The organism is Pseudomonas sp. SbOxS1 (genome assembly GCF_013416725.1).
Lineage (GTDB): Bacteria > Pseudomonadota > Gammaproteobacteria > Pseudomonadales > Pseudomonadaceae > Aquipseudomonas.
On the sequence record NZ_JAAVXC010000003.1, the window covers coordinates 127,542 to 153,766 of the forward strand.

Consider the following 26,225-nt stretch of genomic DNA (forward strand, 5'->3'; position numbering starts at 1 on the left):
ACATCGGTATGAATTTTATGGACAACAACGCGCATACATTCAAAACCTTCTGGTCAGGACAGGTTCCGTTCATCGCCTCTTTTGCAGTGCAACAACTGCGCCTATGGGTGAACAGCAATCCCTGGTTTTCCGGGCATGACCACGACACCTGGTTCGACCTGCCTCGCGAAACCCTGGACAGCCTTCAAGCGGACTACCAGGTTGAATGGGCTCAACTGGGCCAAAAACTGCTGACCGGCCAGCCCTTCAGTTTCGATGATCGACGTTTCACCAGCGGCAACTGGAACGCACCACTGTTCGGCTCCCTCGCCGCGTTTTACCTGCTCAACTCCAGCTTCCTGCTGAAACTGCTCGACAAGCTGCTGATCGACGAAAAGAAAGCACGCCAACGTCTGCGCTATCTGGTGGAGCAAGCCATTGCCGCCAGCGCACCGAGCAATTTCCTGGCCAGTAACCCTGATGCGTTACAGCGTGCGGTCGAGACCCAAGGTGCCAGCCTGATCACAGGGATGCAGCATCTGGCCAGTGACATGAACGAAGGCAAGATGCGCCAGTGCGACAGCGGCGCCTTCAAGGTTGGCGTCGACCTGGCCAATACCCCGGGCGAAGTCGTCTTCGAAAATCACATCTTCCAACTCATTCAGTACTACCCGCAAAGCGAAACCCAGTACCAGCAGCCGGTTCTCGTGGTACCGCCGTCGATCAACAAGTACTACATCCTTGATCTGCGCCCGGACAACTCGATGGTCCGCCACCTGCTGGAAAAGGGGCATCCCGTCTTCCTGGTGTCCTGGCGCAACTTTGACCAGGAACACGCCGGCACCACCTGGGACGACCTGATCGAGCACGGGGTGATCAACGCCCTTCAAGTGACCCGCGAGATCAGTGGCCAACAGCGAATCAATTGCGTGGGCTTCTGCATCGGCGGCACCCTGTTGAGCACTGCGCTGGCCGTACTGGCGGCACGTGGCGACCGCGAGATCGCCAGCCTGAGCCTGTTCGCCACGTTCCTGGATTACCTGGATACCGGGCCGATCGACATCTTCGTCGATGAAGAACTGGTGGCCTACCGCGAGCGCACCATCGGTGGTGTGAACGGCCCCATCGGCCTGTTCCGTGGCGAGGACATGGGCAATACCTTTTCCCTGCTGCGCCCCAACGAGCTGTGGTGGAACTACAACGTCGACAAATACCTCAAGGGACAGAAGCCGATTCCACTGGATCTGCTGTTCTGGAACAACGACAGCACCAACCTTCCAGGGCCGATGTACTGCTGGTACCTGCGCCACACCTACCTGCAGAACGACTTGAAATCAGGCGAGCTGGAGTGCTGCGGGACCCAGCTGGATTTGCGTGCAATCGACGCCCCCGCCTACATCCTGGCCACCCATGACGATCACATCGTGCCGTGGAAGAGCGCCTACGCCAGCACCCATCTGCTTTCCGGGCCCAAGCGTTTCGTTTTGGGCGCGTCAGGGCACATCGCCGGCGTCGTCAATCCACCGGCCAAGCAGAAGCGTCATTACTGGACCAACAATCGGGTCACCAAAAACCCGGAGACCTGGTTGAAGAATGCCGAGCAGCAACCTGGTAGCTGGTGGAATGACTGGTTCAACTGGCTGGAGGGACACTCCGGCGAGCGCCAACCCGCGGTTGCGCACACCGGCAATGACAAATACCCGCCTCTGGAGCCGGCACCAGGCAGCTATGTAAAGCAATGAAAGAGCGCTGTGGAGCAGAGCGGAATACTGCCTGCAACACAGCGGCTTGATCGCACAGGCGAAGATCGAATCACGCAAACGCAATAGATAGCCGCCGGTAAGCCCAACCGGCGGCACGTCATTTGTTTGGGTACAAGGAGAGAGGCTCCATGAGCACCCCGTTTCGCATCAACGAAGCACTCTTGATTGCCGGCCAGGCATTCGAACCATTTCAATGCGTCGCCTGGGCTCCGCAAGACGGTAATGGCGAACTGAGCCTGTCCGTCCTGGACCGGGCCAGCACGCGTATTTGTCGCAAACAGGTTCCAAGCAGTACCTATTCGGACCCGGCACAACTGGAAAACCTGTTGCAAGAAGTGCGCGCCGAGTTGAGCCAGGGAGGATACACGCTGCAATCCTGGGCGATGCCAGGGTAAGCATTCTCGGGGACTGGAATTTTTTCCCGAAACGCAGAAACGAAAAAGCCCTGAATAATCAGGGCTTTTTCGTATAAATGTGGCGGTGAAGGAGAGATTCGAACTCTCGATACAGTTTCCTGTATACACACTTTCCAGGCGTGCTCCTTAAGCCACTCGGACACTTCACCGTATCTCTTCAAACAAGTTCTGTCTGTCGAGGCGCGCTAATGTAGTCGAAAGCCTTTCTGATGGCAAACATTTTTTTCAGAATTTTCATGCGCTTAACTCGCTTAGCTGTTTCTGGTTGTCCTGGGTCATGGCAAACCGGCCAATCTCCGGCCTGGCATCCCCCTCTATATAGCTGGCGATGCGCGGCTGGCGTGCCCGGTGATGCGTGCCGGCGGCCTGGAGCGTGACTGGCGAGTCAGTCATGGCGCTTTACCTGGCGGGTGGCGGTGAGTAACTTCTGCCCTACTTTACTGAAAGGATTAGCGTCATGAGTGAGTTGATTTCCTACCACCTCGAAGACGGTATCGCGACCCTGACCTTGAGCAACGGCAAGGTCAATGCCATCTCTCCGGACGTGATTGCGGCGTTCAACGCTGCGCTGGATCAGGCAGTGACCGATCGCGCGGTGGTGATCATTACCGGTCAGCCAGGGATTCTGTCTGGCGGGTACGATCTGAAGGTCATGACGTCCGGCCCTAAAGAAGCCGTGGCGCTGGTGACTGCCGGCTCGACGCTGGCCCGTCGCCTGTTGTCGCACCCGTTCCCGGTGATCGTGGCCTGCCCTGGCCATGCCGTGGCCAAGGGCGCGTTTCTGCTGCTGTCCGCCGACTATCGCATCGGTGTCGACGGTCCGTTCAGTATTGGCCTGAACGAAGTACAGATCGGCATGACCATGCACCACGCCGGTATCGAGCTGGCCCGTGATCGCTTGCGCAAATCGGCGTTCCACCGCTCGGTGATCAACGGTGAAATGTTCAATCCGCTGTCCGCCGTGGATGCCGGTTTCCTTGACGTGGTGGTGTCGGCCGAGGAGTTGCAAGGTGCAGCACTGGCGGCGGCGCGTCAGTTGAAGAAGATCAACATGACCGCGCACAAGAACACCAAGCTCAAAGTACGCAAGGCACTGCTGGAAACCCTGGACAACGCAATCATGCTGGATCAGGAGCACATGGGTTAAGTCCCGACCTGCAGCAACGAAAAGCCCGACCGTCGTGTCGGGCTTTTCGTAAGCGCCGCGCTGAAAAACCCTACAACCGCTCTAGAACACGTCTGACCCATCAGTCGGAAACATGCACTCAAACATCGCCTATCTCCCACCTATATAGTGGCAATTGCCGAAAACAGTGCACATCCGTACACTGCGCCACCTTTTGTCCCGGTGGGGCCTGCAAATGCTGTTCGCTTTACGTATGTCATTGATGGGCCTGCACTTTATTGTTGCGGGTGTGTTGGGCGTGGTGCTTGGCCTGTGTCGCCCGTTCAATCCGGACAACAGTCGCCTGTGCGCGCGCCTCTATGCGTGGCCAGCGATGTGCATTCTGCGACTGCGGGTGAAGGCCGACGTCGGGCCGTTGATGGATAAACCTGACAGCTGCGTGATCATCGCCAACCACCAGTCCAACTACGATCTGTTTGTATTCGGCAACGTAGTGCCCCGCCGTACCGTGTGCATCGGTAAAAAGAGCCTGAAATGGGTGCCCTTGTTCGGGCAGTTGTTCTGGCTGGCCGGCAATGTGTTGATCGACCGCGGCAATGCGCAGAAGGCGCGTCAGTCGATGTTGACCACCACCCATACCCTGCAAAACGAAGACACTTCGATCTGGGTGTTCCCGGAGGGCACGCGCAATCTGGGTGAAGAACTGTTGCCATTCAAGAAAGGCGCCTTCCAGATGGCCATCGCGGCCGGGGTGCCCATCGTACCGGTGTGTGTCAGTAGTTACGTCAAGCACATGCGCTTGAACCGCTGGCGCAGTGGGAAAATCCTGATCCGTTCCCTGCCGGCCATTCCTACCGCGGGATTGAGCCTGGATGACATGCCCATGCTGATGGCCCAGTGCCGCGAGCAGATGCGCGAATGCATCGATTCGATGGATCGGCAGTTGCAAGCTGCGTAATAAAGCAGTCTGTCAGTCGACAAATACATCGACTGGGCCGGCGCCTTCGCCGGCAAGCCGGCTCCTACACAAGATTTCACTGACTCCCGGTAGCAGACAAGGCTAAGCTGAACGCTGCCAAGAAGAAGTGAATCAACATCATGGGTAGAGTTGTTGCTGCTGCGGTTTACAGTGCTGGTAAGAGAGTCACCAATATCACCCTCGACGAAGGCGCAGCCTGGGCTGCAAAGCCTGGTCACTTTGTCTGGATCGGCCTTGAAGAGCCGAGCGCCGAGGAACTGTACAACCTGCAACGCCAGTTCAACCTGCATGAACTGGCCATTGAAGACGCCCTGGAAAAACACAGTCGCCCGAAGCTGGAAACCTTTGGCGATGCGCTGTTCATCGTCACGTATTCGCCCATCATGGAAGAGGGCAAACTCAAATTCATCGAGACCCATATTTTTGCCGGCAACGGCTACATCATCACCGCGCGCAACGGCCATTCGGCGTCCTACGCTCATGTCCGCCAGCGTTGTGAGGCGCGTCCGTTGTTGCTGGAGCATGGGGAAGATTTCGTACTCTATGCCATCCTCGATTTCGTCATTGAAAACTACCAGCCGATGGGCGAAGCCATTCATGCGCAAATCGATGAGCTGGAACGCAACGTCATGTGCAGCTCCCTGAACGAGCGCGACATTCAAAAACTTCACAGCCTGCGCCGCGATGTATTGCGCTTGCGCCGGTTCGCGGCGCCGATGGTGGAGATCGGTGAAGAACTGCAGAAGCTGAGCTTCCCCTTCATCGACAAGAACATGCGCCCGTACTTTCGCGATGTGCAGATTCACGTGACACGGCAGATGGAAGACCTGACGACCCTGGCCGATATCGCCAGCCAGACCATCGAGGTCGGGGTGTTGCTGGAGGCGTCACGCCAGAGCGTGGTGCAGCGCAAGTTTGCTGCTTGGGCGGCGATCCTGGCCTTCCCGACAGCGGTGGCGGGGATTTACGGGATGAACTTCCAGAACATGCCGGAGTTGACCTGGCATTACGGGTATTTCGGGGTTCTGGCGTTTATCACGGTGGGGTGTGTGGGGTTGTGGGCGAGCTTCAAGAAGTCGGGGTGGTTGTAGGCGAACCGAGTCGTCTGTGAGATTCGCTGTAGGAGCTGGCTTGCCAGCGAAGGCGTCCCGCCTGGCATACCGCGTTGCCCGGTTCGCCGGCAAGTCGGATCGCCGCACCGCTGGCTCCTACACGGTTTCGGGTTTGTGCGCCACGAACCGCATCATCCACTCGGCAACCGTAGTGCCGTGATGTTCACTTTCCAGGCTCGCGATGCCTTTCGAATACACCTGCTCGCCCAGTGCCTGCTGGCGAATCTCCAGCAACGCCCGGGAATAGTCGTGGATGAATTCCGGGTGCCCCTGGAAGCACAGCACCTGATCGTTGATGTGGTAGGCGGCAAACGGGCAGAAATCGCTGGAGGCGATCACCGTGGCGTTTTCCGGTAGCGAGGTGACCTGGTCCTGGTGGCTGATCAACAGGGTCAGCTCTTCCTTTACCGGGCTCATCCATGGCGCCTTGGCGGCAAGTTTGTATTTATGGGTGCCAACGCCCCAGCCTTGCGTTGCCCGTTCGCTTTTGCCACCCAGCAGCAGCGCCAGCAACTGATGGCCGAAGCACACGCCCAGCAGCTTGTCGCCGCGCTCGTAGCGCTTGAGCAAGTAGGTCTTGAGCGTTTCGATCCACGGGTCGGTGCCGAAGGAATCGGCCTTGCTGCCGGTCACCAGGTAGGCGTCGAACGTCAGGTCATCGCTGGGGTACTCGCCCTGCATCACGTTGTAGACGGTGAATTCGGCGGCGATGGGTTGCTGCGAAAACAGGTGTTTAAACATCTGCCCGTAGCCCTGATATTGGTCAACCAACTCCGGACGCAGGATGTCGGTTTCCAGAATGCAGATGCGTAACGACATAAAAAATACCTGACACGTGATGGGAATAATGCACACCCCAGAGCCTGCCTTGAAACACCGTGACAAGGCAAGCCCCGCAGTGTGTCACCGATCCCTAAAACGCCTCGCCCTTGGCGGCTTTTTCCAGCAACAGGGCCGGCGGAGCAAAGCGCTCGCCGTATTGCCCGGCCAGGTACTGGGCGCGGGCGACGAAGTCCTTGACCCCGTACTGATTGATGAACTGCAGTGCACCGCCGGTCCAGGCAGCGAAGCCGATGCCGAAGATCGAGCCGACGTTGGCATCCGCCGTCGACGTCAGCACGCCCTCCTCCACACAGCGCACGGTTTCGATGGCTTGCACAAACAGAAGGCGATCACGCACATCCTTTGGCGAAATCTGCCCGTCAGCCATTTCGAAGCGGGTTTTCAGTTCCGGCCATAAATGTTTTTGCCCGCCCGCCGGGTATTCATAGAAACCACCCCCGGCGGCCTTGCCCGCACGCTTGTATTCGCTCAGCAGCAAGTCAATCACGGCGTACGCCGGGTGCTCGACCAGCGCCTTGCCTTCTGCCTGCAAGTCCTTGGCGGTTTGCTGGCGGATATGGCTCATGAGGCTCAGGGAAACTTCGTCGGAGATCGCCAGAGGCCCGACCGGCATTCCGGCCTTACGCGCCTCGGTCTCGATCATCGCCGCGCAGACGCCTTCACCCAGCATGGCAATGCCTTCATTGGTGAACGTGCCAAACACCCGGGACGTGAAGAAACCCCGGCTGTCGTTGACCACGATCGGGGTTTTGCGGATTTGCAGGACGAAATCGAACCCGCGAGCCAGGGTTTCGTCGCTGGTGCTGGCGCCCCTGATGATTTCCACCAACGGCATTTTTTCCACGGGGCTGAAGAAATGCAGACCGATGAACTTGCCCGGGTCCGGCACCGCCGTGGCCAGGCCACTGATCGGCAGAGTCGAGGTGTTGGAGGCGATCACTGCATCGGCGCCCACCACTTTTTGCGCTACCGAGGAGACCCTGGCCTTCAACTCACGGTCCTCGAAGACCGCTTCGATGATCAGATCGCAACCCGCCAGGTCGGCATCGTTGTCCGTGGTGTGGATGCGCGCCAGCACGGCTTCAAGTTGCTCGACACTGATCTGCCGGCGCGCCACTTTTTTGCCCAGCAACGCCGCCGAGTGCGCCTTGCCCTTCTCGGCCGCCGCCAGGTTGACGTCCTTGAGCACCACATCGATACCGGCCGAGGCGCTGACAAACGCGATGCCCGCGCCCATCATCCCGGCGCCAAGCACACCGACCTTTTTCGTCACGTAAGGTGCGAAGCCTTGAGGACGCGAACCGCCGGCATTGATTTGGTTGAGCTGGAACCAGAAGGTGCCGATCAGGTTTTTCGAGACCTTGCCGGTGACCAGCTCCGTGAAGTAACGGGTCTCGATTAGGTGCGCGGAGTCGAAATCCACTTGGGCGCCCTCCACCGCGGCACACAGGATTTTCTCCGGTGCGGGCAGCGTGCCCTGGGTTTTACTGCGCAGGATCGACGGCGCAATCGCCAGCATCTGCGCGACTTTAGGGTTCGACGGCGTGCCACCGGGAATCTGATAACCCTTCACGTCCCAACGCTGAACCGCAGCCGGGTTGGCCAAAATCCAGGTGCGCGCCTTGCTCAGCAGCGCCTCGCGATCGGTCGCCAGGTCATCGACCAAACCCGCCTGCAAGGCCTGCTGCGGGCGGATTTTCTTGCCTTCGAGCAGGTATGGCAGGGCTTTTTCAATGCCCAGCAGGCGCACCATACGCACCACTCCGCCGCCGCCCGGCAGCAGGCCGAGGGTCACTTCCGGCAGGCCGAGTTGCACGGAGGTATCGTCCAAAGCTATGCGGTGATGGCAGGCCAGGCAGATTTCCCAGCCGCCGCCCAACGCCGCGCCATTGATCGCGGCGACCACGGGTTTGCCGAGGGTTTCCAGGGTGCGCAGTTGGCCCTTGAGGCTCAGCACCATGGCGTAGAAAGCCTTGGCCTGGGGCTTGTCGACCTTGATCAACTCCTTGAGGTCGCCGCCGGCAAAGAAGGTTTTCTTGGCCGAGGTGATGATCACACCGGCGATGCTGTCCTTGTCGGCCTGCAGACGGGCGACACAGTCGGCCATGGCCTCGCGGTACAGCGCATTCATGGTGTTGGCGCTCTGGCCCGGCAGGTCGATGGTCAGGACGACGATCTGGTCCTGGCCTTTTTCGTAGCGAATGGCTTGGCTCATAAACAGGTTCCTTACAGTCGGGGCTCAGAGGCGTTCGATGATGGTGGCAATGCCCATGCCGCCGCCGACACACAAGGTCGCCAGGCCATAGCGCAGGCGTCGGGCTTGCAGCTCATCGAGCAGCGTGCCGAGAATGGCGCAGCCTGTGGCGCCCAACGGGTGGCCCATGGCAATGGAGCCGCCGTTGACATTGACCTTGCCAGGGTCGACGGCCATGTCCCTGATGAACTTCAACACCACCGAGGCAAACGCCTCGTTGACCTCGAACAGGTCAATGTCTTCGACTCGCAGCCCGGCCTTGGCCAACGCCTTGCGGGTGGCCGGCGCGGGGCCGGTGAGCATGAGGGTCGGGTCGGTGCTGGTGACTGCCGTGGCGACGATCCGCGCCCGTGGCTGCAAGCCCAGCGCCCGGCCCTTGGCTTCGGAGCCGATCAACATCAACGCCGCGCCATCGACGATCCCGGAACTGTTGCCGGGGGTGTGCACATGATTGATCCGCTCCACCTGGCTGAAGACCCGCAGCGCAGTGGCGTCAAAACCCATTTGCCCGATCATTTCGAAACTCGGCTTGAGCTTGCCAAGGCCTTCCAGGGTCGATTCGGCGCGGATGAACTCGTCAAGATCGAGCAGGATGATGCCGTTCTGGTCCTGCACCGGCACCAATGAATGCTTGAACGACCCGTCGGCCCGCGCCCGTGCGGCTTTTTGTTGCGAGTGCAAGGCGTAGGCGTCGACGTCCTGGCGGCTGAAACCTTCAAGCGTGGCGATCAGGTCGGCGCTCACACCCTGCGGAATGAAATGGCCGTGCAGGTTGGTCTGCGGGTCCAGCGCCCAGGCACCGCCATCGCTGCCCATGGGCACGCGCGACATCGACTCGACGCCGCCGACCACCACCAGGTCTTCGAAACCGGAACGGACTTTCATCGCCCCCAGGTTCACCGCCTCCAGCCCCGAGGCGCAGAACCGATTGATCTGCACACCGGCCACGCTGACGTCCCACTCCGCCACTTGGACCGCGGTCTTGGCGATGTCGGAGCCTTGATCGCCAATGGGCGTCACGCAACCGAGCACCACATCGTCGACCTGGCTGGTATCAAGGTCGGTTCGCTGCTGCAACGCCGTGAGCAAGCCGGCCACCAGGTTCACCGGCTTGACGCTGTGCAAGGCACCGTTGGCCTTGCCTTTGCCCCGGGGCGTGCGTAACGCGTCGAAAATCAAAGCTTGGGTCATGACGTCCTCGAACCGCAATGCAGGTGAGTAAAAACACAGCCCTCACTCTTGGCCCATGGCGCAATGGATTCAATGACCGCAGCGCTCAAGGGCATTGACGCTCACGCTCAGACGGACGGTCATCCGGCAGGCGGTGAACCGGTTCAGGACACGCAGGTGTCTAGCAAAAGGCCGCCCAAGAAGCTGGCAATAGGCCTCATGCCTTTTTAATAGGATTTGGTGAGAACACCATACTAAATGGATCTAAACCAAGCGTGACGCGGGCTCTAAGGTGAAGGAGTACGAAGTTGTCGTCGGGTTTTGCCGAGGCGCTCGTCCTACAGGAAGTGCAACGTTTGCCGTCACGGAGATGTCCAGGCAGGCATCAGGAAATAACAAAAAAAAGGCGGTCAGCCATGTTCAAACAATCGAAAGTTCGTCAAGCCGGGCTCATTCTTTTCGCCACCACTCTGTTATTGATTTTGCCGAACCTGACCAAGGTGATCGGTTAGTCGCTCTTAAAAAGACGACGGCAGATTTCCATCGCCATGTAAAAATGTGGCTGGCTCGCTTCACGGGCCAGTATGGCTGTGCCAACCTTTGCGGCACTTGCACGACATGGATGGCGATCATTTGAAAACGCTCATTGTGTTTGGGGCCCTGCTGCTCAGCACGCCTCTTCATGCCGCACAGCTGAACCTGGAGCTGGGCGCGAACAGTCGCACGTGGCAAACCGAGGAGCTGCTCAAGCACCCTCAGGTCCAGACCATCAACATCAGCAATGACGTGTCCTACAAGCGCGACATGACCTACCGCGCCGTGCCGCTCGCCGCGCTATTGACCGACATCAAGCCCGACGACCACCTGCAAGCCGTGGCGCTGGACGGCTTTGCCGCCGAGTTGTCGGCGGCGCCGCTGCTCAATACCCAGGGCGCGCGTGCCTGGCTGGCAATCGAAGATCCGGCCCAACCGTGGCCGCCGCTGGCAGAAGGCAAACACAGCGCCGGGCCGTTCTACCTGGTCTGGACTGATCCGCGCGCTGGCAACATCAGCCCGGAACAATGGCCGTTCGAGGTCGCCAGCATCAAGCGCATGGCCCCGGTGGCGGCGCGCTTCCCTGCCCTGCTGCCTGATCCTTCGTTGAAGGCCGATGATCCGGTTAACAAGGGTTTTGCGCTGTTTCAGAAGAACTGCCTGGCATGCCATCGACTCAACGGTGCCGGGGATTCGCAGTTCGGCCCGGACCTGAATATTCCGTATAACCCGACCGAGTACTTCGGCGCGGATTTCCTCCAGCGCTATATTCGCGATCCGCAGAGTTTGCGCCAGTGGCCGCAGGCGAAGATGCCGGGGTTCTCGGCCGAGGTGTTGCCGGATGAGGATCTGCGGATGTTGGTGGGGTATTTGCAGCATATGGTCGGGCGCAAGGTTAAGCCCTGACACCGACCCTGTAGGAGCCCGGCTTGCCGGCGAAGGCGCCCGTGAATTCGCCGCAAGACTCAAGGCTGCCTTCGCCGGCAAGCCGGGCTCCTACAAAGGAAGGCGTTCGCAAGACTGACGCAATGTTCAAGGACGCCTTCGCCGGCAAGCCGGCTCCTACTGTTGTTGCACCGAGATCACCGGCGCAGGCGTCGGCGATACGAACACCTTCGCATGCATCTGCTCACACCCACCCCCACGACGCATGCCGCGTACCGGGCAGGCATCCAGGTAATCCAGGCCCACCGCCAGTTTCAAATGGCGCTCGGGACGCGCCAGTTCATTGGTCACATCGAAGCTGTACCAGGCGTCATCGAGCCAGGCTTCGGCCCAGGCATGGCTGGCCAGGTGTTCGCTGTTTTCGCTGTACAGATACCCCGACACATAACGCGCCGGCACGCCCAGGCTGCGGGCACAGGCGAGGAACGCGTGGGTGTGGTCCTGGCACACGCCCGAACGCCCGGCGAAAGCCTGGGCGGCGCTGGTGTCCACTTCGGTGGCGCCCGGCGTGTAGGTCATGTGCTGGTTCAGGCCATGCATCAGGTCGATCAGCGCCGTACGGTCGCGGCGCTGCTTGCAGGCCTTGTCGGCGAACGCGCGTAGTGCCTGGTCGGCCTCGGTCAGCCGGGTGAAACGCAGGAACGGCAATGCCGACTGGCTCTCGTGCTCGGCTTCGCGCAACTCGTCGATGTCGACCTGGCCACGGGCACCGATGATGATCGCCTCGTGGGGTTCGTCCAGGGTCAGCACATGCAGGATGTTGCCGAACGGATCCAGTTGCGCGCGCACCGGCCGCGGCAGATCAAGCTGCCAGCTGAGCACGTGCTGGCGCTCGCTGTCGTGGGGGGTCAGCCGCAGGTACTGGATGCTCGCCCGCACCTGATCCTCGTAGTGATAGGTGGTCTCGTGGCTTATGGAAAGTCTCATGCAGCCTCCAGGTAGGAACTGTGAATGGCGTTACCCAACTGGCGCACCAGCGGGATGAACTCGGTCAGCCAGGCATGCAGGCCTTCGTCGAGGATTTCGTTGATGCCGGTGTAGCGCAAGCGCGCGTCCATCTCTGCCGCCAGCCGTTGTGCCGGACGGCCATTGGCCCCCGGCAGTTGCGCGAGGATCTGGTCGATTTCTTCGGTACAGGCCCGCAGGGAGCGCGGCACATCGGCCCGCAGCAGCAGCAACTCGGCCACATGCCGGGCACCGGGGGCGTCGCGGTAGATCTCGGTGTACGCCTCGAAAGAGGACAAGGCGCGCAGCAACGCACTCCACTGGTAGTAGGCGTGGGCCGTGCCGTCGCTGACCGCTTCGGCCTGATCGCCGGCCATTTCGTAGCGGGCATCGAGCAGGCGCAACGTGTTGTCGGCCCTTTCGATGAACGTCCCCAGGCGAATGAAACGGAACGCGTCATTGCGCATGATGGTGCCGTAGGACGCGCCACGGAACAGGTGGGAACGCTCCTTGATCCACTCGCAGAAACGGCTCATGCCGTAGCGGCTCAGGCCCTGTTCGGCGATGCCGCGAATCTCCAGCCACGTGGCGTTGATGTTTTCCCACATGTCGGCGGTGATGCGGCCACGCACCGCGTGGGCACTGGCCCGGGCGGCGCCGAGGCAGCTGTAGATGCTGGCCGGGTTGGCCGCGTCCAGGGCAAAGAAATGCAGCAGCCGTTCGGCATGCAGCTCGCCGTGGCGTTCGAGGTAATCGTCCAGGGTGCCGGTAATCAATAACGGCATGGCCAATTCATGCAAGCCGTTACCGCGGCCATCCTGGGGCATCAGCGACAGCGAATAACTGATGTCGAGCATCCGTGCGAGGTTTTCCGCCCGCTCCAGGTAACGCGACATCCAATACAGATCCGAGGCAGTTCTACTTAACATGTCAGGCTTCCTTCAATCCTCGACCACCCAGGTGTCCTTGGTTCCGCCGCCCTGGGAGGAGTTCACCACCAGGGAGCCTTCGCGCAGGGCGACACGGGTCAAACCGCCGGGCACGACCCGGGTTTCACGGCCAGACAATACAAACGGACGCAGGTCGATGTGGCGTGGCGCGATGCCGCTTTCGACAAAGGTCGGACAGGTCGACAGCGACAGCGTCGGCTGTGCGATGTAGGCATGGGGCTTGGCGATGATGCGCGCGCGGAAGGCTTCGATTTCCGCCGCCGTCGCCGCAGGCCCCACCAGCATTCCGTAACCGCCGGAGCCCTGGGTTTCCTTGACCACCAGCTCTGGCAGATTGGCCAGCACGTGGGACAGTTCAGAAGGGTTGCGACACTGCCACGTGGGCACGTTTTTCAGGATCGGCTCTTCGTCCAGATAGAACCGGATCATGTCGGTGACGAACGGATACACCGACTTGTCGTCCGCCACCCCGGTACCGATGGCGTTCGCCAACACGACATTGCCGGAACGATAGGACGACAGCAGCCCCGGCACGCCCAGCATCGAGTCGGGATTGAATGCCAGCGGGTCTAGGAACGCGTCGTCGAGACGGCGGTAGATCACGTCGACGGCTTTCGGCCCGTCGGTCGTGCGCATGAATACCTTGTCGTCCCGCACGAACAGATCCGCGCCCTCCACCAGCTCCACACCCATTTCCCGCGCCAGGAACGCATGCTCGAAGAAGGCGCTGTTGAAGCGCCCCGGCGTGAGCACCACGACACTCGGGTTATCGATCGGGCTGGAGCTTTTCAGGGTGTCGAGCAACAGGTTCGGGTAATGGTCGATCGGGGCAATGCGCTGGGCCGCGAACAGCTCGGGGAACAGGCGCATCATCATCTTGCGGTCTTCGAGCATGTAGCTGACGCCGCTCGGTGTTCGAAGGTTGTCCTCGAGCACGTAGTAGGTGCCGTCGCCGTCGCGCACCAGGTCGACACCGGAAATGTGCGAATAGATATCGCGGTGCAGGTCCAGCCCCTGCATTGCCAATTGGTATTGCTCGTTGGCCAGCACCTGCTCGGCCGGAATGATCCCGGCCTTGATGATGCGCTGCTCGTGGTACAGGTCGGCGAGGAACATGTTCAACGCCTTGACCCGCTGGATACAGCCGCGCTCGACCACACGCCATTCACTGGCGGGGATACTGCGCGGGATGGTGTCGAAGGGAATCAGGCGCTCTGTCCCCTGCTCATCACCGTAGAGCGTGAAGGTAATCCCGGCGCGATGAAATAACAGATCGGCCTCGCGTCGCCGTTGTGCCAGAAGCTCGTCAGGCGTCTCGGCCAGCCAACGGGCAAACTCCCGATAATGCGGGCGGACCTGGCCGCCGGCATCGTACATCTCATCAAAATAGGTGCGGATCATGCCGTACTCCTTGTCACCCGGACATCCAGGCCTTCGCAAGGCCCGTGCCATCGGCAGAAACGCTTAGATTTCAATCGGTTGGATAATCACCACGCGAACACCGCACCAATCCTGTGCGGCAAATGCCCCAACCTGACTGCCCCCGCTTCATTGCAAGGCGTTGTTGTCGCCCATCACCAGCATAGACGCTAGGCGCCGGCTTGCCGGTGAAGGGGCGCCCGTGTTCGATTGCCCTCGGCAAAAACGAAAACGGCCAACCCGAAGGTCAGCCGTCATTGCTGGTTGTCACTGTTCATAGGTTTATGCGAGTCGCCCTCGTACCTCCTGTTTCACACCCCAGCCTTCAATGATGCCGCCCAGTGGCTCGACCACGGCCTCGAAACCCTGTTCGAAATCGCCAATGTCGTCGTAGGTGGCATACATGACTTTGCACAACTCCAGCGCCCAGGCGCCATCGTCGCGCACACTGACTTGCGCATCCAGGGATTCACCACGGTGGAAATGACCTGCCGCCCTGCGTGCCCGCTCCTCGTCCGGGAAAATGGCGTAGAACTCGATGGGATGGAACCGGGAAAAGTCGAAACCGCCTTCTTTCATGCGGCGCAGCACACTGCTGCTGATGTCTTCTTGATAGGCTGTGCTCATGAAACGTCCTCCTCAAACTGATGGATAGACTTTCCGTACTCCCAGTGTGCGAACCCAAAGGTGCGCACCAATCGACAACCCGATGTCGACGGGAAACAAGCATGGAGCTGACAAGACCAGACCTTAGCGATCCATTCGCTGATCTCGATTGCAGAGTAGCCCCAAGATAGAGCCGCTGCCAAGGCCTGGTTCTGCTGTAGTCGATAACGAGAAGAGGTTCAGACGGGGGTGATGCTGCGAATTTCAATACTGTTCTGGGCTTTCAGGCTTTTTACGCCTGCATCGGAAGTGCGCCCCTCCAGATCGTTCAGATCCAGTTCGGCGGCCACGGGAAGGAACCGTGCCTTGATGAGTTTGGCGGCCTTTTCGTGACTCGGGCACTCCTCGCACTCGAAGACCTCGTCGATCAATTCACCATGATCATCCACGAAAGTGACTTTCCACTTTTGCATCGGTGCCTCCTCGATAAAACCCATGGATGGGCCTACACCTATCTCGACCCTGGACGCGGGGTAAATGTTCCGGCGAATCAACAATAGCAGGCGTCAGCAAAGGCTGCCTGACGCCCCGTACAGACGGTGTTCCCCGGTCAGATGCGCACGTTCCCGCGGGGACCGGCAATCGCCCAGATGATCAGGCCCAGAACCGGCAGCAACAGGATCAACAGCACCCAGAAGATTTTCATCCCGGTTTCGGCACCGCTTTTCAACACGTTGATGATTGCCCAGATGTCCAAGGCAAGAATGATCAAGCCAACCAGGCTGTTGAACGTGGAACCCATGATGACGCTCCCGAAGAGTGATATGCCCTCTTAGGATAGCCGGCCCTGACCAGGGTTCCGTTTTTTTGACAGCTTTACCGGTTCAGACGTGGATCGCCACTTTCAAGGCTTCCAGCGAGGGCGCGGCGGCGATGCCGACTTCGGCGCACAGCTCGAGTACCCGTGGCACGGCATTGCCGTAGACCAGTACCACTTGCAGTTCATCGTCCAGCAACTGGCTGAAGTTCATCAGCGTGTAACCGCCGTTTTCCTTGTTCAGGCTGCTCATCTGCACCTGGATGCGATTCAGCGCGGTCAGGGCTTCGGTCTTGGCCAGCTGCTTGGGTTTGAGATTGAACTCCACTCCCGGGCCGAACGAGGCGACGATCTGGGCGAACAGGTCCACATAGGTGTCGGCCTGGAACAGCACGGTCTCGGGCAGGCTGCCAACCACTACCCACTCACCCAGCGGGATCGGGAAGCTGTCGTCGTAGTTGATGTCCGGGTTGGCGCCGAGGAAAGCCGCAGGATCTGCGTAAGCCTGGGCCGCTTCGTCAGCGACTTTCTCGATTTCGTCATCGGCCATGCACCCGGAGCTGATGTTGCTGATGAGTTCGATGAGGGCGGCTTTCATGGGGGCGGATCCTGTAGCAGGTAAATTTTCAGGGCGCGCAGGATAACGCATTACGCCCGGCGATGGCGGCTTGCAAGCAGGGCTTGCAATCTTGACCTGCATCAAGCGTTCAGCCCAACAATAGCGGCACAATAATGGCACCTTGCCAAAACTGTTTCCGCTATCAGAGAAGACCTCCATGGGTGCCTGGCTTAGCAACATCTCACTGAAGTACAAATTCTGGGCGGTGAATGCCGTCGCCTTCGTCACCACGCTCCTGCTGGTGTTTTATGCCGTGCACCTCGAACAACAGGCCCGCAGCCATGCCGCCCAGGCATCGGCCCAGGCCCAGGCGCGACTGCTCGCAGCCTGGCCTGCCGGGCAGCCGCTTCCCAGGGCCGAGAACCTGCTGACGTTCGATCGCGGCCAGGTACCGCAGCTGAACGGACAGCCATTGCAGGCGTTGGCCGATGCCAACGGCTGGGTCGAGATCGATGCGCTGCCGTATTTCGGTGACAACCTGCCGATCGGCGCCGAAGTCTTCACCCGCGCGAATGGCCAGCGGGTTGCGCTGATTGCCCATGGCCCAAGCCTGGGCCAGGTGTTCGGCGAGCGTGCTGCCAACTACGCCCTGGCGGTGTTCATCCTGATGCTGGCGATGCTCGGTGCCTCACAGTTGTTGATCCGCTTTTTGCTCAGTCAGCTCAATACCCTCAAAGACGTGATGCTCCACGTTGAAAAAACCGGCGACCTGTCAGCCCGCGTCCCGCTGACCTGCAGCGACGAAGTCGGGCAGATGGCCAACGCGTTCAACGCCATGCAAGCCGGTTACCAGGGCGTGGTGAGCACTGTCGCCAGCACGGTCCGACAACTCGACGAAGGCGCCGCACGCCTGGCATCGAGCATGAACGAAGTGCGTCACGGCATGCTCGGCCAGCAGAGCGAAACCGATCAGGCGGCAACGGCCATCAATGAAATGACCGCCACCGTCTATCACATCGCCCAGCACGCCGGTGCCACCCGCGACCTGTCGCAATCTGCCGACACCCTGGCCGGCAGCGGGCAGGAAGTGGTCATGCGGGTGCAGCGATCGATTGCCGGGCTGTCTACCGGGGTGCAGCAGACCGCCGAGATGATCCAGCGCCTGGCCGAGGACAGCCAGAAGATCAACGGTGTGGTCAATGTGATCCACAGCATTGCCGAGCAGACCAATCTGCTGGCGCTGAACGCCGCGATCGAAGCAGCACGGGCCGGTGAAATGGGCCGTGGTTTTGCGGTGGTCGCCGATGAAGTGCGCAACCTGGCCAAGCGCGTGCAAACCTCCACCGATGAAATCACCGTGATGGTGTCCGCCTTGCAATCAGGTACTCGCGATGCGGTGGACTTCATGCAGGAGAGTTCATTCAAGGCCGACGAATGCGTACAGCAGGCCCAGGAGGCTGGAGCCGCCTTGGCGCAGATCACCGGGGCGGTGGCGCAGATGCGCGAAAGCAACACCCAGATCGCCGTGGCGGCCGAGCAACAAAGCCAGGTGGCCGAAGAGATGAACCGGGCGGTGGTGAGCATTCGCGATGTGACCGAGAACACGGTGCGCCAGACCGTCAGCTCGGCGACCACCAGTGATGAGCTGGCGGTGTTGGCCGGCCAATTGAGCAAGGCGATCGGGCAGTTAAAGCTGTAATGGTTCAGCCCGTAGGAGCCAGGCTTGCCGGCGAACGGGGCACCTCGGTGTACCTGTCGCACCGCGTAAGCGTTCTTCGCCGGCAAGCCTGGCTCCTACGAACCAACATCGATATTGAACATGACCGCTATCGCTTCGATAGCCAAGCTTGATTCGCCGCGTGCATTTACCGGGCCTATCCTTGATTCATGAGTTCAACATGGATCGAGGATCGGCATCATGGGTAAACGTCACCCCAACCTTCCCGCCTGGCAATGGCGTGCGTACCCGAACAATCACCAGCACCCGACCAATCTGGTGTTGCACCTGATTGCCGTGCCGTTGTTCATCGTCGCCTTCCTGCTGATCGTCAGCGGGGTGTTCGGCCTGAACCTGGCCAATGTCGCCATCGGCGTCATCGGTGTGATTGCCGCCCTGGGCTTGCAACGACATGGCCATACCCTGGAGGCGCAAGCGTCCGAGCCGTTCAGCGATCACAAGGATGCGGTTTCACGCTTGCTGGTCGAGCAATTCCTGACCTTCCCGCGATACTTCCTCAGCGGCGGCTGGTGGCGCGCCTGGAAGGAGCGCCACCGTCGTCATTGATCAGCCGAACACCGTCACCGTCTGCCGGCTCATGGCGATCAGCCGCCCTTCCACGTCCCACAACTTCGCGGCGGCATGGCCGTAGCCGTCGGCGGCATGCTCGGTTTCGACCAGGTATTTGCACCAGTCCAGGGTGCTCAGCTCCAGCAACGGCTGGACGAATTCGATGGTCCAGGTCAGCGTGCTGCCCATCGCCGGCTTCTTCAAAAACGGCATCAGGGCCGGCGGCCAGGCATCCACCAGCGCCAGGATGTGCGCTTCGGTGACCGGTTCCTCCTTCACATCACCGCGCAGGCGCACCCAGCCGCCCATTTGACGGGAGGTGTTGCCGGTGAACGGCAATCCGCCCACACTCCAGCGCATTGCCAGATGCTGCATGAATTGCGGGAGCACGCCCTCGATGTAGGGCAGTTCCTGGCAGTCGTCCCAATGCTTCATTTCTGGCGCCGGCACAGCCTGCACCGCTACTTCCGATGGACGCGAGGCGCCGAAGCTGCCCTGGACCAGAGTGACCACCTGGCCGCCCTGCATCGCGCGGCCCAGCACCTGGCTGACCGCCTTGCCCTCGCGCAATACCTCGACTTCAAAACTGAGCGGCACGTCGGGTTCGACCGGGCCGACAAAGGTGATTGCCAGCGAGCGCACCGGCCGGTCTGCCGGCACCTTGGCGCGCATGGCTTCGTATTGCAAGGCAACCACCAGGCCGCCGAAACTGGCACGGCCTTGCGCCCATCCGGCCGGGATCGACAGTTCCAGTGGCTGACGGCGGACAGCGTCGAGCAGATCGCAAAAGCGCATGAAGACCTCAAGGCAGGAAAAGGATGATGGGATCTTAACCAGCTCACCGGGGCTGTACAGTGCCTATTCCGGTCAAATTGACTGACAGATGAGCCGCCTGTGCCCCCCCTGTAGGAGCGAGCCTGCTCGCGATGAACGTGAGAGCGCCGCGGGGTATCAGGTTTCCCGCGTTATCGTTGACGTCCATCGCGAGCAGGCTCGATCCTACAGGGGAGCCGTGATGGTTTCAGGATTTGAAACAGGCCTTGCTGAGCTTGTCCAGCACCCGGTCGGCGCGCTGTTCGGCCTCGGCCATGGTGGCTTGCCAAACGGCGACACAAGGCTGCAAATCGGCTTCCTTCTCGGCCATGGCCAGCCATTGCACACAGTCGTGCCAGTCCCCCAAGGCACCCTGGGCCGCCTTCAACCTGGGCATGGCGGCCTTGGGCAGGCGATCCAGTTCGGGGTAGGCGTCGATGCCGTACCGCACGCGCTTGATCAGCAGGCGCAAACGATGACGGTCATGGGCCGGATCGTGCAGGGCGGTGTCGAGTTTCTTCCACTGTTTGCCAAGGCGCTTTTCAACGCGCTTGCCGATCCCCTTGAGCAACCCCTGGCGCTGGGCGGCGCGCAGGAATCGCGGGAAGGCATCGAGGATCATCAGCAACTGCGCAAGCTCGGTACTGGTCGCCACGGCGGGATAGGCCTTAGCCATTTGCACCATGCGCCGCTGCGCGGCTTGTGCTTGATCGTGCTCGAGCAAGTAGGCCGCCAACACCTCACGATCGCGCAATGGCGTGGTCAGGTCGCCCACTCCGGATGCCGCCACTTCCAGCTGCTCGACCCCGGGCAGGCCCCGCAACGGCCGCAACAGGCTGCGCAACCGGCGCACCGTGGTGCGCAAGTCGTGCAGGGCCTCAGGGTCGGTGTGGGCACTCAAGCGTGCCTGACAGGCCAGCAGACGAACTTCCAGGCCCAGGACCCGGGCCACCAACCTATCGATCATGGGGATTTGCTCCGTAACAGCTGCCAACTGCAAGCGAAATGACTTGTAGCTTTCAGCTTATTACTTGTAGCTGCTTCTATCGACCTGCGCGCGATTCACGAATATAGAAACGCGCCTTCTCGGCCTTCTTCGAGCAGCCCTCGAAGCCTTCGAATTGCTGCTGGGTCTTGGCCGCGGTCAGTAGCGACAACGCCTTGGAGTAGCTGACGGTCCCGGCGAAACCTTCGGCCTTGGCCAGGTCAAGCTCGCGCCACGCGGCATCGAGCTGGCTGCCGCAGCTGTCGCGATAAGCGGTTTTGCCGGCACAACCGGCCAGTGCCAGGGCAATCAGTGGCACACAGATCCAGGCTTTCATTTCTTACACCTCAAGATAGGTAAACAGTCATGCAGGTAGGACGGTCTGGCGGGCAAAAAGTGCCGTTCATCGCCAACGCAAATCCCGCGAGGCGAGAATACCCATCTGCCGCCTGGGAGTGTCGAAAAAACGACCCTTTCGCGCGGCCGAGCGACCTGACGATTGAAGCGCCCCCCTCGTTGGGTGCATTGTTGAACCATTCAGACGAGGGCGATCAATGAAAAAGCGTGTCGCACTGGTGTTGGGCTCGGGTGGAGCCCGGGGTTATGCCCATATCGGCGTCATCCAGGAAATCGAACGGCGTGGCTACGATATCGCCTGTATCGCCGGTTGTTCCATGGGGGCGGTGGTCGGCGGGATCTACGCCGCCGGCAAACTCGATGATTATCGCGACTGGATCGAGAGCCTGGATTACCTCGATGTGTTGCGCCTGGTGGACGTCAGTTTTCGCCTGGGGGCCATCCGCGGGGAAAAGGTCTTCGGGCAGATCCGCAAGATCGTTGGCGAAATCAATATCGAAGACCTGCGCATCCCCTACACGGCGGTGGCCACCGACCTGACCAACCAGCAGGAAATCTGGTTCCAGGAGGGCTGCCTGCACCAGGCCATGCGTGCCTCGGCGGCGATTCCCAGCCTGTTTACCCCGGTGATGCAGGGCAATCGCATGCTGGTCGATGGCGGCATCCTCAACCCCTTGCCGATCGTGCCGGTGGTGTCGAGCCATTGCGACCTGATCATCGCGGTCAACCTCAACTCCACCAACCAGCGTCACTACAAGATGCCGGTGATCCAGCGGCCCGCCGCATTCAAGACCCGATTCGACAGCCTGATCAGTTCGCTTGGCTCAAAGATGCCGTTCCGGCGCACACAGGCCGAGCAGTTACTGCGGCTGGAGAAAGAAGCCTTGATGGCCGAAGCGGCGGAGATCAACCCCTGGGTCGAGTCGGCCGACCCCGAAGCCCAACAACCGGCGGCCGCGCCTGAGCGGGACGGTGCGCCGAAGTCCGCGACCGGGTCGTTCATCATCGACAACGTGGGGCCGGCGTCCCTGCTGGATTTGATCAACCAGAGTTTCGAGGTGATGCAGACCTCATTGGCGCAATACAAGATTGCCGGGTATCCGCCGGACATCCTGATCAACGTGCCGAAGCGGGTGTGCCGGTTTTTCGAGTTCTACAAGGCGCCGGAGTTGATCGCGCTGGGGCGCGAGATTGCGCGCGATACGCTGGATCGGTATGAGAATGAGCGGGATTCCTGAGGTTCTCGAGTGAATGTGAGGGCCTCTTCGCTGGCAAGCCAGCTCCTACAGGCCACCCTCACTCAACAACCGATACCCCACCCCCGCCTCGGTCACGATGAACCGCGGCTGCGTCGGGTCGTCCGCCAGTTTCTGACGCAGGTGCCCAACCACGATCCGCAAGTAATGGGTGTCTTCGGTATGGGTCGGCCCCCAGATGTCCTTGAGCAGTTGCTGCTGGGTGATGACCCGCCCGGGGTGCCGTGCCAGTTGCGCCAGCACCGCGTACTCCTTGCGGGTCAGCGCGACTTCGCTGCCATCGAGCAATACCCGGCGATAGGCCAGGTCCACCGTCAGCGGGCCGAAGGTCAGCGCCGCTTGCTGGGCTTCACCCACCGGCGCCTGACGCAATAGCGCGCGAATCCGCGCGAGGAATTCCTGGATGCCAAACGGCTTGGTCACGTAGTCATTGGCGCCACCGTCCAGCGCCTCGACTTTCTGCCCTTCACCGGCACGCACCGAGAGCACCAGCACCGGCACCGTCGACCACTCACGAAACTCGCGCAGCACCTGTTGGCCGTCCATGTCCGGCAGACCGAGGTCGAGCACCAGCAGGTCCGGTTTGTTCAACGCCGCTTGCGCCAGGCCTTCGGTGCCGGTACCGGCCTCCAGCACTTTGTAGCCCTGGGAAGCGAGGCTGATGCGCAGGAATTTGCGGATTTGCGGTTCGTCGTCGATGACCAGGATGGTCGCGGTCTGGCTCATGGATTCACATCAACACAAAGAAGTGGCAAGAGAGTAACGCAAGCACGATCAGGCTTCACTTTCATAGCCTGGCTGCGCCTGCAACGGCAGGTGCAAGGTGATGCAGGTGCCGCGCCCATCGATACCGTCGGCAACGCTGATCCGCCCGCCATGGGCACCGACCATGCCCTGACAGATCGCCAACCCCAGCCCGGTGCCCTGCCCGCCACGGTCGCCGCGGGCGGCGGTGTAGAACATGTCGAAAATCTTCGCCCGCTCGGCTTCCGGTATCCCCGGCCCTTCGTCGCTGACCGAGAAAAACAGCTCCGTGTCATCAGCCCCCGCGCGCACTTGCAGGCGCCCGTGGGAGGGCGAAAAACGCGCAGCGTTTTCCATCACGTTGACCAGGGCCTGCTCGATCAGTGCGGCGTGGACGAACAGCAGCGGCAGTTGCGCCGGCACTTCGGTCGTGACCTGCAACGGGGCCAATACCGCACGCAGGCGATTGAGCGCACTGCCGACGATGTCCGCCGGCGATACCCAGTCCCGCGCCAGCTTCAACGCGCCGTGACCGAGGCGGGTCATGTCCAGCAGGTTTTGAATGTAGCGGTCGAGGCGTTCGGCTTCGTCACGGGTACCTTCCAGCAGTTCACGGCGATCGTCCAGGGGAATGGCTTCGCCGAGGGCCAGCAGGCTGTCGATGCTGCCGCGCATGGAGGTCAGTGGCGTGCGCAAATCATGGGACACCGACGCCAGCAAGGCACTGCGCAGTTGCTCGGTTTCGCCGTGCAACCGCGCGGCTTCCAGGTCATCGGCCAGTTGTGCGCGGGCCAGCGCCTGGGCCAACGGCTGGCTCAACGCGGTCAACAAGCGCCGACGCTGGCCGCTCAAGGTCTGGCCCTCCTTCGCACACACACCGAGCAGCGCCAGCGGCCCCTCCTCCACCGACAATGGCCACCACCACCAACGACCGAACGGCAAGGTCCCGGTGCCCGCGCCCGCCGGTTGATCGTGCTGCCAGGCCCAATCGGCAGCGGCGCGTTCGGCTTCGGTGAACTCCAGCGGGCCACCGGTTTCGACTTTCCAGCCGCTCTGGCCGTCGCGGTCGAGCAGGCACAGTTGCACATCGCTCCAGCCGTTGAGGTGCTGGGCCGCCGCGCTGACCACGGCCTGCCGATCGGTGGCGGCGGTGAGTTTGCGCGACAGGTCGAGCAGTTCGCTGGTCTCTTCCTGGGTATCGCGCAGGGCCTGCAATTGTCGGCGCTGGCGTGCCGCAAGGTTGCCGGTGAGGGCCGCCATCAGCAGGAAGAACAGCAAGGTCAATACATCTTCTTCGCGCTGGATGCTGAAGGAAAAATTCGGCGGGATGAACAGGAAATCGTAGGTCAGGAACGACAGCGCCGCACAGGCCAGTGCCGGGCCAAGGCTGCTGCGCACCGCCACCAGCAGCACGGCGGCGAGGAACACCAGCGAGATGTTCGGCAGCGGCAGCACACTCGCCACCGCCCAGGCCAGGGCACTGGCCAACAGTGTCGCCACTACAGCCAGGGCGTAGTCGAACCCTACCTGCGACTGCATCGAACGCTGGCGTGGCTGATGCTGTTCATGCTCGGTGTCGAGCACGTTGATTTCCAGCCCGCGGGCATTGCGCAGCAGGCGCGCCGCCAGGCCGCCACCGAACAATCGACGACGCAGGCGCGGCCGCGACTGGCCGACCAACACCAGGCTGGCACGGCGTTCGGCGGCGTGCTGGATCAGGGTTTTGGCGACCTCGCCGGCCCGCAGCAGCACCACTTCACCACCGAGGCGTTCGGCCAGTTGCTGGGCACTTTGCAGGCGCAACCGCGACTGCTCGTCACGCGCGCTGCCGTTATCCACATGCACCAAACTCCACGGCAGATGCCGACGCTGGGCAACGCGGCTGGCATGCCGCACCAGGCGTTCGGCCTGGGCATCGCCATCGACGCCGACCAACAAGCGACCGCGCACCGTGGGCGCCGCTTGCCCCATCTGCCGATAGCCCTGGGTCAGGTCGTTATCGACCTGGGCGGCGGCCGTTTGCATCGCCAGTTCGCGCAGGGCGGTCAGGTTGGTCTGGGAGAAAAACGCATCGATCGCCGCCCGTGCCTGCTCGGGCACGTAGACCTTGCCGTCGCGCAGACGCTCGAGCAACTCCCGTGGTGGCAAGTCGATCAACAGCAGTTCATAAGCTTCCTGCAACACCCAGTCCGGCAGGGTTTCGCGCACCTGCACGCCGGTGATGCCGCGCACCTGGTCATTCAGGCTTTCCAGGTGCTGGACGTTGACCGTGGTGTACACGTCGATGCCCGCTGCGAGCAATTCCTGGATGTCCTGCCAGCGTTTTTCGTGACGGCTGCCGGGGGCGTTGGTGTGGGCCAGTTCGTCCACCAGCACCAGCCGGGGCTTGGCCGCGAGCAGACCGTCGAGGTCCATTTCCTCGAGCTCCACGCCACGGTATATCGAGCGCACCAAGGGCAGTTGCGGCAAACCGCCGAGCAACGCTTCGGTCTCGGAGCGGCCATGGGTCTCGACCACGCCGGCGATGACTTTCACGCCTTGTCGCAGTTGGGTGTGGGCTGCCTGCAGCATGGCGTAGGTCTTGCCGACGCCGGGCGCGGCGCCGAGGAAGACCTTGAGCCGGCCACGGCCATTTCGGGGCAGGTCTGCTAACAGCGCGTCGGCGCGGCCGGAGTCGCTCATGCTTTAAGTTCTCTTTATTCAGGTATTCATGTGGTGCCTGGGAGGCCGTCTTCGCGAGCAGGCTCGCTCCCACAGGAGGTACGCATTCCAATGTGGGAGCGAGCCTGCTCGCGATTGGCATCACCGCCGATCTACAGTTTTTCCAGTGCCAGATTCAACTCAAGCACATTCACTACCGGCGGGCCTACCAACGGCTGTTCGATATGCGCATCCAACAGGTTTTGCAGGGTCGCCACCGGCAAATTACGCGCCGCCGCAACACGCGCCAGTTGATAGGCAATCGCCGCCGGTGGCAAGTGCGGATCGAGGCCGCTGCCGGAGGTGGTGAGCAGTGCCAGCGGTACCGGCCCCTGCCCTGGCACCTGCAGTTTGCTGGCCTCATCGATCACCCGAGTGGCCAGGGCCGGATTGCTCGGCGACAGGTTGCTGGCGCTGCTCGACACGGTGGCAAAGGCACCGGCCGATGGCCGTGGGTGGAACCAGGCGTCGCCGACGAAATCCTGGGCAATCAGCGAAGAGCCGCGGACCTTGCCCTCGGCATCGCGCACCAGGCTGCCATTGGCCTGGTGCGGGAAAGCGACCTGGGCCACGCCGGTGACCACCAGGGGATAGGCGACACCGGTGATCAGGGTCATCAGGACCAGCAGGCTCAGGGCCGGGCGTATCATTGTGGACATTTCAAAA

Annotated in this window: 27 protein-coding genes and 1 tRNA gene; 10 read left to right on the forward strand and 18 right to left on the reverse strand. The window is 61.3% G+C overall.

The features are described 5' to 3' along the window. Positions 1–17: 17 nt before the first annotated feature. Both phaC and HFK74_RS04810 read left to right on the forward strand, forming a co-directional pair. The gene (gene phaC, locus HFK74_RS04805; RefSeq protein ID WP_180202766.1) at positions 18–1,721 is read left to right on the forward strand and encodes a class I poly(R)-hydroxyalkanoic acid synthase; all 1,704 of its coding nucleotides are present in this window, start codon (positions 18–20) and stop codon (positions 1,719–1,721) included. Between the two features lie 149 nt (positions 1,722–1,870). Continuing rightward, complete coding sequence (locus tag HFK74_RS04810; RefSeq protein WP_180202570.1) at positions 1,871–2,137, forward strand: hypothetical protein; 267 nt, start codon at positions 1,871–1,873, stop codon at positions 2,135–2,137. Between the two features lie 80 nt (positions 2,138–2,217). Here the strand turns inward: HFK74_RS04810 and HFK74_RS04815 are convergent. Further along, positions 2,218–2,307, reverse strand: a tRNA-Ser gene (locus HFK74_RS04815). 85 nt (positions 2,308–2,392) lie between these two features. After that, positions 2,393–2,551 (reverse strand): hypothetical protein, encoded by a 159-nt coding sequence (locus HFK74_RS04820; RefSeq protein WP_180202571.1) that lies wholly within the window; start codon positions 2,549–2,551, stop codon positions 2,393–2,395. 64 nt (positions 2,552–2,615) lie between these two features. Between HFK74_RS04820 and HFK74_RS04825 the strand changes: the two genes are divergently transcribed. The 3 genes from HFK74_RS04825 (at position 2,616) to HFK74_RS04835 (ending at position 5,354) form a co-directional block, all read left to right on the forward strand. Further along, positions 2,616–3,305 carry a crotonase/enoyl-CoA hydratase family protein gene (locus HFK74_RS04825; protein WP_180202572.1) on the forward strand — a complete coding sequence of 230 codons (690 nt, stop codon included), beginning with the start codon at positions 2,616–2,618 and terminating at the stop codon, positions 3,303–3,305. A 214-nt stretch (positions 3,306–3,519) separates the two neighbouring features. Then, the gene (locus HFK74_RS04830) at positions 3,520–4,242 is read left to right on the forward strand and encodes a 1-acyl-sn-glycerol-3-phosphate acyltransferase (RefSeq protein WP_020796108.1); all 723 of its coding nucleotides are present in this window, start codon (positions 3,520–3,522) and stop codon (positions 4,240–4,242) included. Between the two features lie 140 nt (positions 4,243–4,382). Further along, on the forward strand, positions 4,383–5,354 hold the full coding sequence (locus tag HFK74_RS04835; protein WP_008061792.1) for a magnesium and cobalt transport protein CorA: 972 nt from the start codon (positions 4,383–4,385) through the stop codon (positions 5,352–5,354). 117 nt (positions 5,355–5,471) lie between these two features. Here the strand turns inward: HFK74_RS04835 and HFK74_RS04840 are convergent, their stop codons facing one another. The 3 genes from HFK74_RS04840 to HFK74_RS04850 all read right to left on the reverse strand — a co-directional run bounded on the left by HFK74_RS04840 (position 5,472) and on the right by HFK74_RS04850 (position 9,663). Next, entirely contained in the window at positions 5,472–6,194 is a 723-nt protein-coding gene (locus HFK74_RS04840; RefSeq protein WP_180202573.1) for an amidotransferase, read from the reverse strand. Positions 6,195–6,288: 94 nt separating this feature from the next. After that, positions 6,289–8,433: a 3-hydroxyacyl-CoA dehydrogenase NAD-binding domain-containing protein gene (locus HFK74_RS04845; protein WP_180202574.1), complete on the reverse strand. Its 2,145-nt coding sequence runs from the start codon at positions 8,431–8,433 to the stop codon at positions 6,289–6,291. A gap of 24 nt (positions 8,434–8,457) precedes the next feature. Next, entirely contained in the window at positions 8,458–9,663 is a 1,206-nt protein-coding gene (locus HFK74_RS04850) for an acetyl-CoA C-acetyltransferase (RefSeq protein WP_180202575.1), read from the reverse strand. 271 nt (positions 9,664–9,934) lie between these two features. Between HFK74_RS04850 and HFK74_RS04855 the strand changes: the two genes are divergently transcribed. Further along, positions 9,935–10,279 carry a hypothetical protein gene (locus HFK74_RS04855; RefSeq protein WP_180202483.1) on the forward strand — a complete coding sequence of 115 codons (345 nt, stop codon included), beginning with the start codon at positions 9,935–9,937 and terminating at the stop codon, positions 10,277–10,279. Next, entirely contained in the window at positions 10,261–11,082 is an 822-nt protein-coding gene (locus HFK74_RS04860; RefSeq protein WP_180202576.1) for a cytochrome c, read from the forward strand. The genes HFK74_RS04855 and HFK74_RS04860 overlap by 19 nt, the downstream gene beginning before the upstream one ends. Positions 11,083–11,238: 156 nt before the next feature. On the opposite strand, the gene HFK74_RS04865 is transcribed toward HFK74_RS04860, so the two are convergent. The 7 genes from HFK74_RS04865 to HFK74_RS04895 all read right to left on the reverse strand — a co-directional run bounded on the left by HFK74_RS04865 (position 11,239) and on the right by HFK74_RS04895 (position 16,456). Then, complete coding sequence (locus HFK74_RS04865) at positions 11,239–12,048, reverse strand: transglutaminase family protein (RefSeq protein WP_180202577.1); 810 nt, start codon at positions 12,046–12,048, stop codon at positions 11,239–11,241. Next, complete coding sequence (locus tag HFK74_RS04870) at positions 12,045–12,995, reverse strand: alpha-E domain-containing protein (protein ID WP_175390617.1); 951 nt, start codon at positions 12,993–12,995, stop codon at positions 12,045–12,047. Before HFK74_RS04870 ends, HFK74_RS04865 begins: the two co-directional genes overlap by 4 nt. Positions 12,996–13,007: 12 nt before the next feature. Further along, complete coding sequence (locus tag HFK74_RS04875) at positions 13,008–14,417, reverse strand: circularly permuted type 2 ATP-grasp protein (protein WP_046816144.1); 1,410 nt, start codon at positions 14,415–14,417, stop codon at positions 13,008–13,010. 300 nt (positions 14,418–14,717) lie between these two features. Continuing rightward, the gene (locus tag HFK74_RS04880) at positions 14,718–15,062 is read right to left on the reverse strand and encodes a ribonuclease E inhibitor RraB (RefSeq protein WP_007971898.1); all 345 of its coding nucleotides are present in this window, start codon (positions 15,060–15,062) and stop codon (positions 14,718–14,720) included. A gap of 218 nt (positions 15,063–15,280) precedes the next feature. Further along, positions 15,281–15,514, reverse strand: coding sequence for a hypothetical protein (locus HFK74_RS04885; RefSeq protein WP_180202578.1), 234 nt, complete (start codon positions 15,512–15,514; stop codon positions 15,281–15,283). A 137-nt stretch (positions 15,515–15,651) separates the two neighbouring features. Continuing rightward, entirely contained in the window at positions 15,652–15,843 is a 192-nt protein-coding gene (locus HFK74_RS04890) for a PLDc N-terminal domain-containing protein (RefSeq protein ID WP_020796120.1), read from the reverse strand. A gap of 82 nt (positions 15,844–15,925) precedes the next feature. Then, positions 15,926–16,456, reverse strand: a complete 531-nt coding sequence (locus HFK74_RS04895; protein ID WP_008061812.1) for a hypothetical protein — start codon at positions 16,454–16,456, stop codon at positions 15,926–15,928. Between the two features lie 178 nt (positions 16,457–16,634). On the opposite strand from HFK74_RS04895, the gene HFK74_RS04900 reads away from it, so the two are divergent. Both HFK74_RS04900 and HFK74_RS04905 read left to right on the forward strand, forming a co-directional pair. Beyond that, complete coding sequence (locus tag HFK74_RS04900) at positions 16,635–18,116, forward strand: methyl-accepting chemotaxis protein (RefSeq protein ID WP_180202579.1); 1,482 nt, start codon at positions 16,635–16,637, stop codon at positions 18,114–18,116. A 219-nt stretch (positions 18,117–18,335) separates the two neighbouring features. Further along, positions 18,336–18,701: an Mpo1-like protein gene (locus HFK74_RS04905; RefSeq protein ID WP_180202580.1), complete on the forward strand. Its 366-nt coding sequence runs from the start codon at positions 18,336–18,338 to the stop codon at positions 18,699–18,701. Here the strand turns inward: HFK74_RS04905 and HFK74_RS04910 are convergent, their stop codons facing one another. The 3 genes from HFK74_RS04910 to HFK74_RS04920 all read right to left on the reverse strand — a co-directional run bounded on the left by HFK74_RS04910 (position 18,702) and on the right by HFK74_RS04920 (position 20,839). Beyond that, positions 18,702–19,499 carry an acyl-CoA thioesterase II gene (locus tag HFK74_RS04910; RefSeq protein WP_180202581.1) on the reverse strand — a complete coding sequence of 266 codons (798 nt, stop codon included), beginning with the start codon at positions 19,497–19,499 and terminating at the stop codon, positions 18,702–18,704. A 226-nt stretch (positions 19,500–19,725) separates the two neighbouring features. Further along, positions 19,726–20,484: a CHAD domain-containing protein gene (locus tag HFK74_RS04915; RefSeq protein ID WP_180202582.1), complete on the reverse strand. Its 759-nt coding sequence runs from the start codon at positions 20,482–20,484 to the stop codon at positions 19,726–19,728. Between the two features lie 76 nt (positions 20,485–20,560). Then, the gene (locus HFK74_RS04920; protein ID WP_008061821.1) at positions 20,561–20,839 is read right to left on the reverse strand and encodes a hypothetical protein; all 279 of its coding nucleotides are present in this window, start codon (positions 20,837–20,839) and stop codon (positions 20,561–20,563) included. Between the two features lie 217 nt (positions 20,840–21,056). On the opposite strand from HFK74_RS04920, the gene HFK74_RS04925 reads away from it, so the two are divergent. Then, positions 21,057–22,097: a patatin-like phospholipase family protein gene (locus tag HFK74_RS04925; protein ID WP_180202583.1), complete on the forward strand. Its 1,041-nt coding sequence runs from the start codon at positions 21,057–21,059 to the stop codon at positions 22,095–22,097. 45 nt (positions 22,098–22,142) lie between these two features. Here HFK74_RS04925 and HFK74_RS04930 read toward each other — a convergent pair whose 3' ends face one another. The 3 genes from HFK74_RS04930 to kdpC form a co-directional block, all read right to left on the reverse strand. Next, a complete protein-coding gene (locus HFK74_RS04930) occupies positions 22,143–22,841 on the reverse strand; it encodes a response regulator (RefSeq protein ID WP_180202584.1) in 699 nt (232 codons plus the stop codon). Between the two features lie 48 nt (positions 22,842–22,889). Next, positions 22,890–25,541, reverse strand: a complete 2,652-nt coding sequence (locus HFK74_RS04935; RefSeq protein ID WP_180202585.1) for a sensor histidine kinase KdpD — start codon at positions 25,539–25,541, stop codon at positions 22,890–22,892. A gap of 131 nt (positions 25,542–25,672) precedes the next feature. Beyond that, a complete protein-coding gene (gene kdpC, locus HFK74_RS04940) occupies positions 25,673–26,218 on the reverse strand; it encodes a potassium-transporting ATPase subunit KdpC (protein ID WP_180202586.1) in 546 nt (181 codons plus the stop codon). Between the last annotated feature and the right edge of the window lie 7 nt (positions 26,219–26,225).

Coding starts and splice junctions, on each gene's coding strand:
- HFK74_RS04840 (WP_180202573.1), bottom strand. CDS start 6,194: ATGTCGTTACGCATCTGCATTCTGGAAACCGACATCCTGCGTCCGGAG.
- HFK74_RS04820 (WP_180202571.1), bottom strand. CDS start 2,551: ATGACTGACTCGCCAGTCACGCTCCAGGCCGCCGGCACGCATCACCGG.
- HFK74_RS04895 (WP_008061812.1), bottom strand. CDS start 16,456: ATGAAAGCCGCCCTCATCGAACTCATCAGCAACATCAGCTCCGGGTGC.
- HFK74_RS04885 (WP_180202578.1), bottom strand. CDS start 15,514: ATGCAAAAGTGGAAAGTCACTTTCGTGGATGATCATGGTGAATTGATC.
- HFK74_RS04845 (WP_180202574.1), bottom strand. CDS start 8,433: ATGAGCCAAGCCATTCGCTACGAAAAAGGCCAGGACCAGATCGTCGTC.
- HFK74_RS04910 (WP_180202581.1), bottom strand. CDS start 19,499: ATGCGCTTTTGCGATCTGCTCGACGCTGTCCGCCGTCAGCCACTGGAA.
- HFK74_RS04825 (WP_180202572.1), top strand. CDS start 2,616: ATGAGTGAGTTGATTTCCTACCACCTCGAAGACGGTATCGCGACCCTG.
- kdpC (WP_180202586.1), bottom strand. CDS start 26,218: ATGTCCACAATGATACGCCCGGCCCTGAGCCTGCTGGTCCTGATGACC.
- HFK74_RS04900 (WP_180202579.1), top strand. CDS start 16,635: ATGGGTGCCTGGCTTAGCAACATCTCACTGAAGTACAAATTCTGGGCG.
- HFK74_RS04830 (WP_020796108.1), top strand. CDS start 3,520: ATGCTGTTCGCTTTACGTATGTCATTGATGGGCCTGCACTTTATTGTT.
- HFK74_RS04890 (WP_020796120.1), bottom strand. CDS start 15,843: ATGGGTTCCACGTTCAACAGCCTGGTTGGCTTGATCATTCTTGCCTTG.
- HFK74_RS04930 (WP_180202584.1), bottom strand. CDS start 22,841: ATGAGCCAGACCGCGACCATCCTGGTCATCGACGACGAACCGCAAATC.
- HFK74_RS04905 (WP_180202580.1), top strand. CDS start 18,336: ATGGGTAAACGTCACCCCAACCTTCCCGCCTGGCAATGGCGTGCGTAC.
- HFK74_RS04875 (WP_046816144.1), bottom strand. CDS start 14,417: ATGATCCGCACCTATTTTGATGAGATGTACGATGCCGGCGGCCAGGTC.
- HFK74_RS04915 (WP_180202582.1), bottom strand. CDS start 20,484: ATGATCGATAGGTTGGTGGCCCGGGTCCTGGGCCTGGAAGTTCGTCTG.
- HFK74_RS04935 (WP_180202585.1), bottom strand. CDS start 25,541: ATGAGCGACTCCGGCCGCGCCGACGCGCTGTTAGCAGACCTGCCCCGA.
- HFK74_RS04860 (WP_180202576.1), top strand. CDS start 10,261: ATGGATGGCGATCATTTGAAAACGCTCATTGTGTTTGGGGCCCTGCTG.
- HFK74_RS04865 (WP_180202577.1), bottom strand. CDS start 12,048: ATGAGACTTTCCATAAGCCACGAGACCACCTATCACTACGAGGATCAG.
- HFK74_RS04925 (WP_180202583.1), top strand. CDS start 21,057: ATGAAAAAGCGTGTCGCACTGGTGTTGGGCTCGGGTGGAGCCCGGGGT.
- HFK74_RS04920 (WP_008061821.1), bottom strand. CDS start 20,839: ATGAAAGCCTGGATCTGTGTGCCACTGATTGCCCTGGCACTGGCCGGT.
- HFK74_RS04850 (WP_180202575.1), bottom strand. CDS start 9,663: ATGACCCAAGCTTTGATTTTCGACGCGTTACGCACGCCCCGGGGCAAA.
- phaC (WP_180202766.1), top strand. CDS start 18: ATGGACAACAACGCGCATACATTCAAAACCTTCTGGTCAGGACAGGTT.
- HFK74_RS04880 (WP_007971898.1), bottom strand. CDS start 15,062: ATGAGCACAGCCTATCAAGAAGACATCAGCAGCAGTGTGCTGCGCCGC.
- HFK74_RS04835 (WP_008061792.1), top strand. CDS start 4,383: ATGGGTAGAGTTGTTGCTGCTGCGGTTTACAGTGCTGGTAAGAGAGTC.
- HFK74_RS04870 (WP_175390617.1), bottom strand. CDS start 12,995: ATGTTAAGTAGAACTGCCTCGGATCTGTATTGGATGTCGCGTTACCTG.
- HFK74_RS04810 (WP_180202570.1), top strand. CDS start 1,871: ATGAGCACCCCGTTTCGCATCAACGAAGCACTCTTGATTGCCGGCCAG.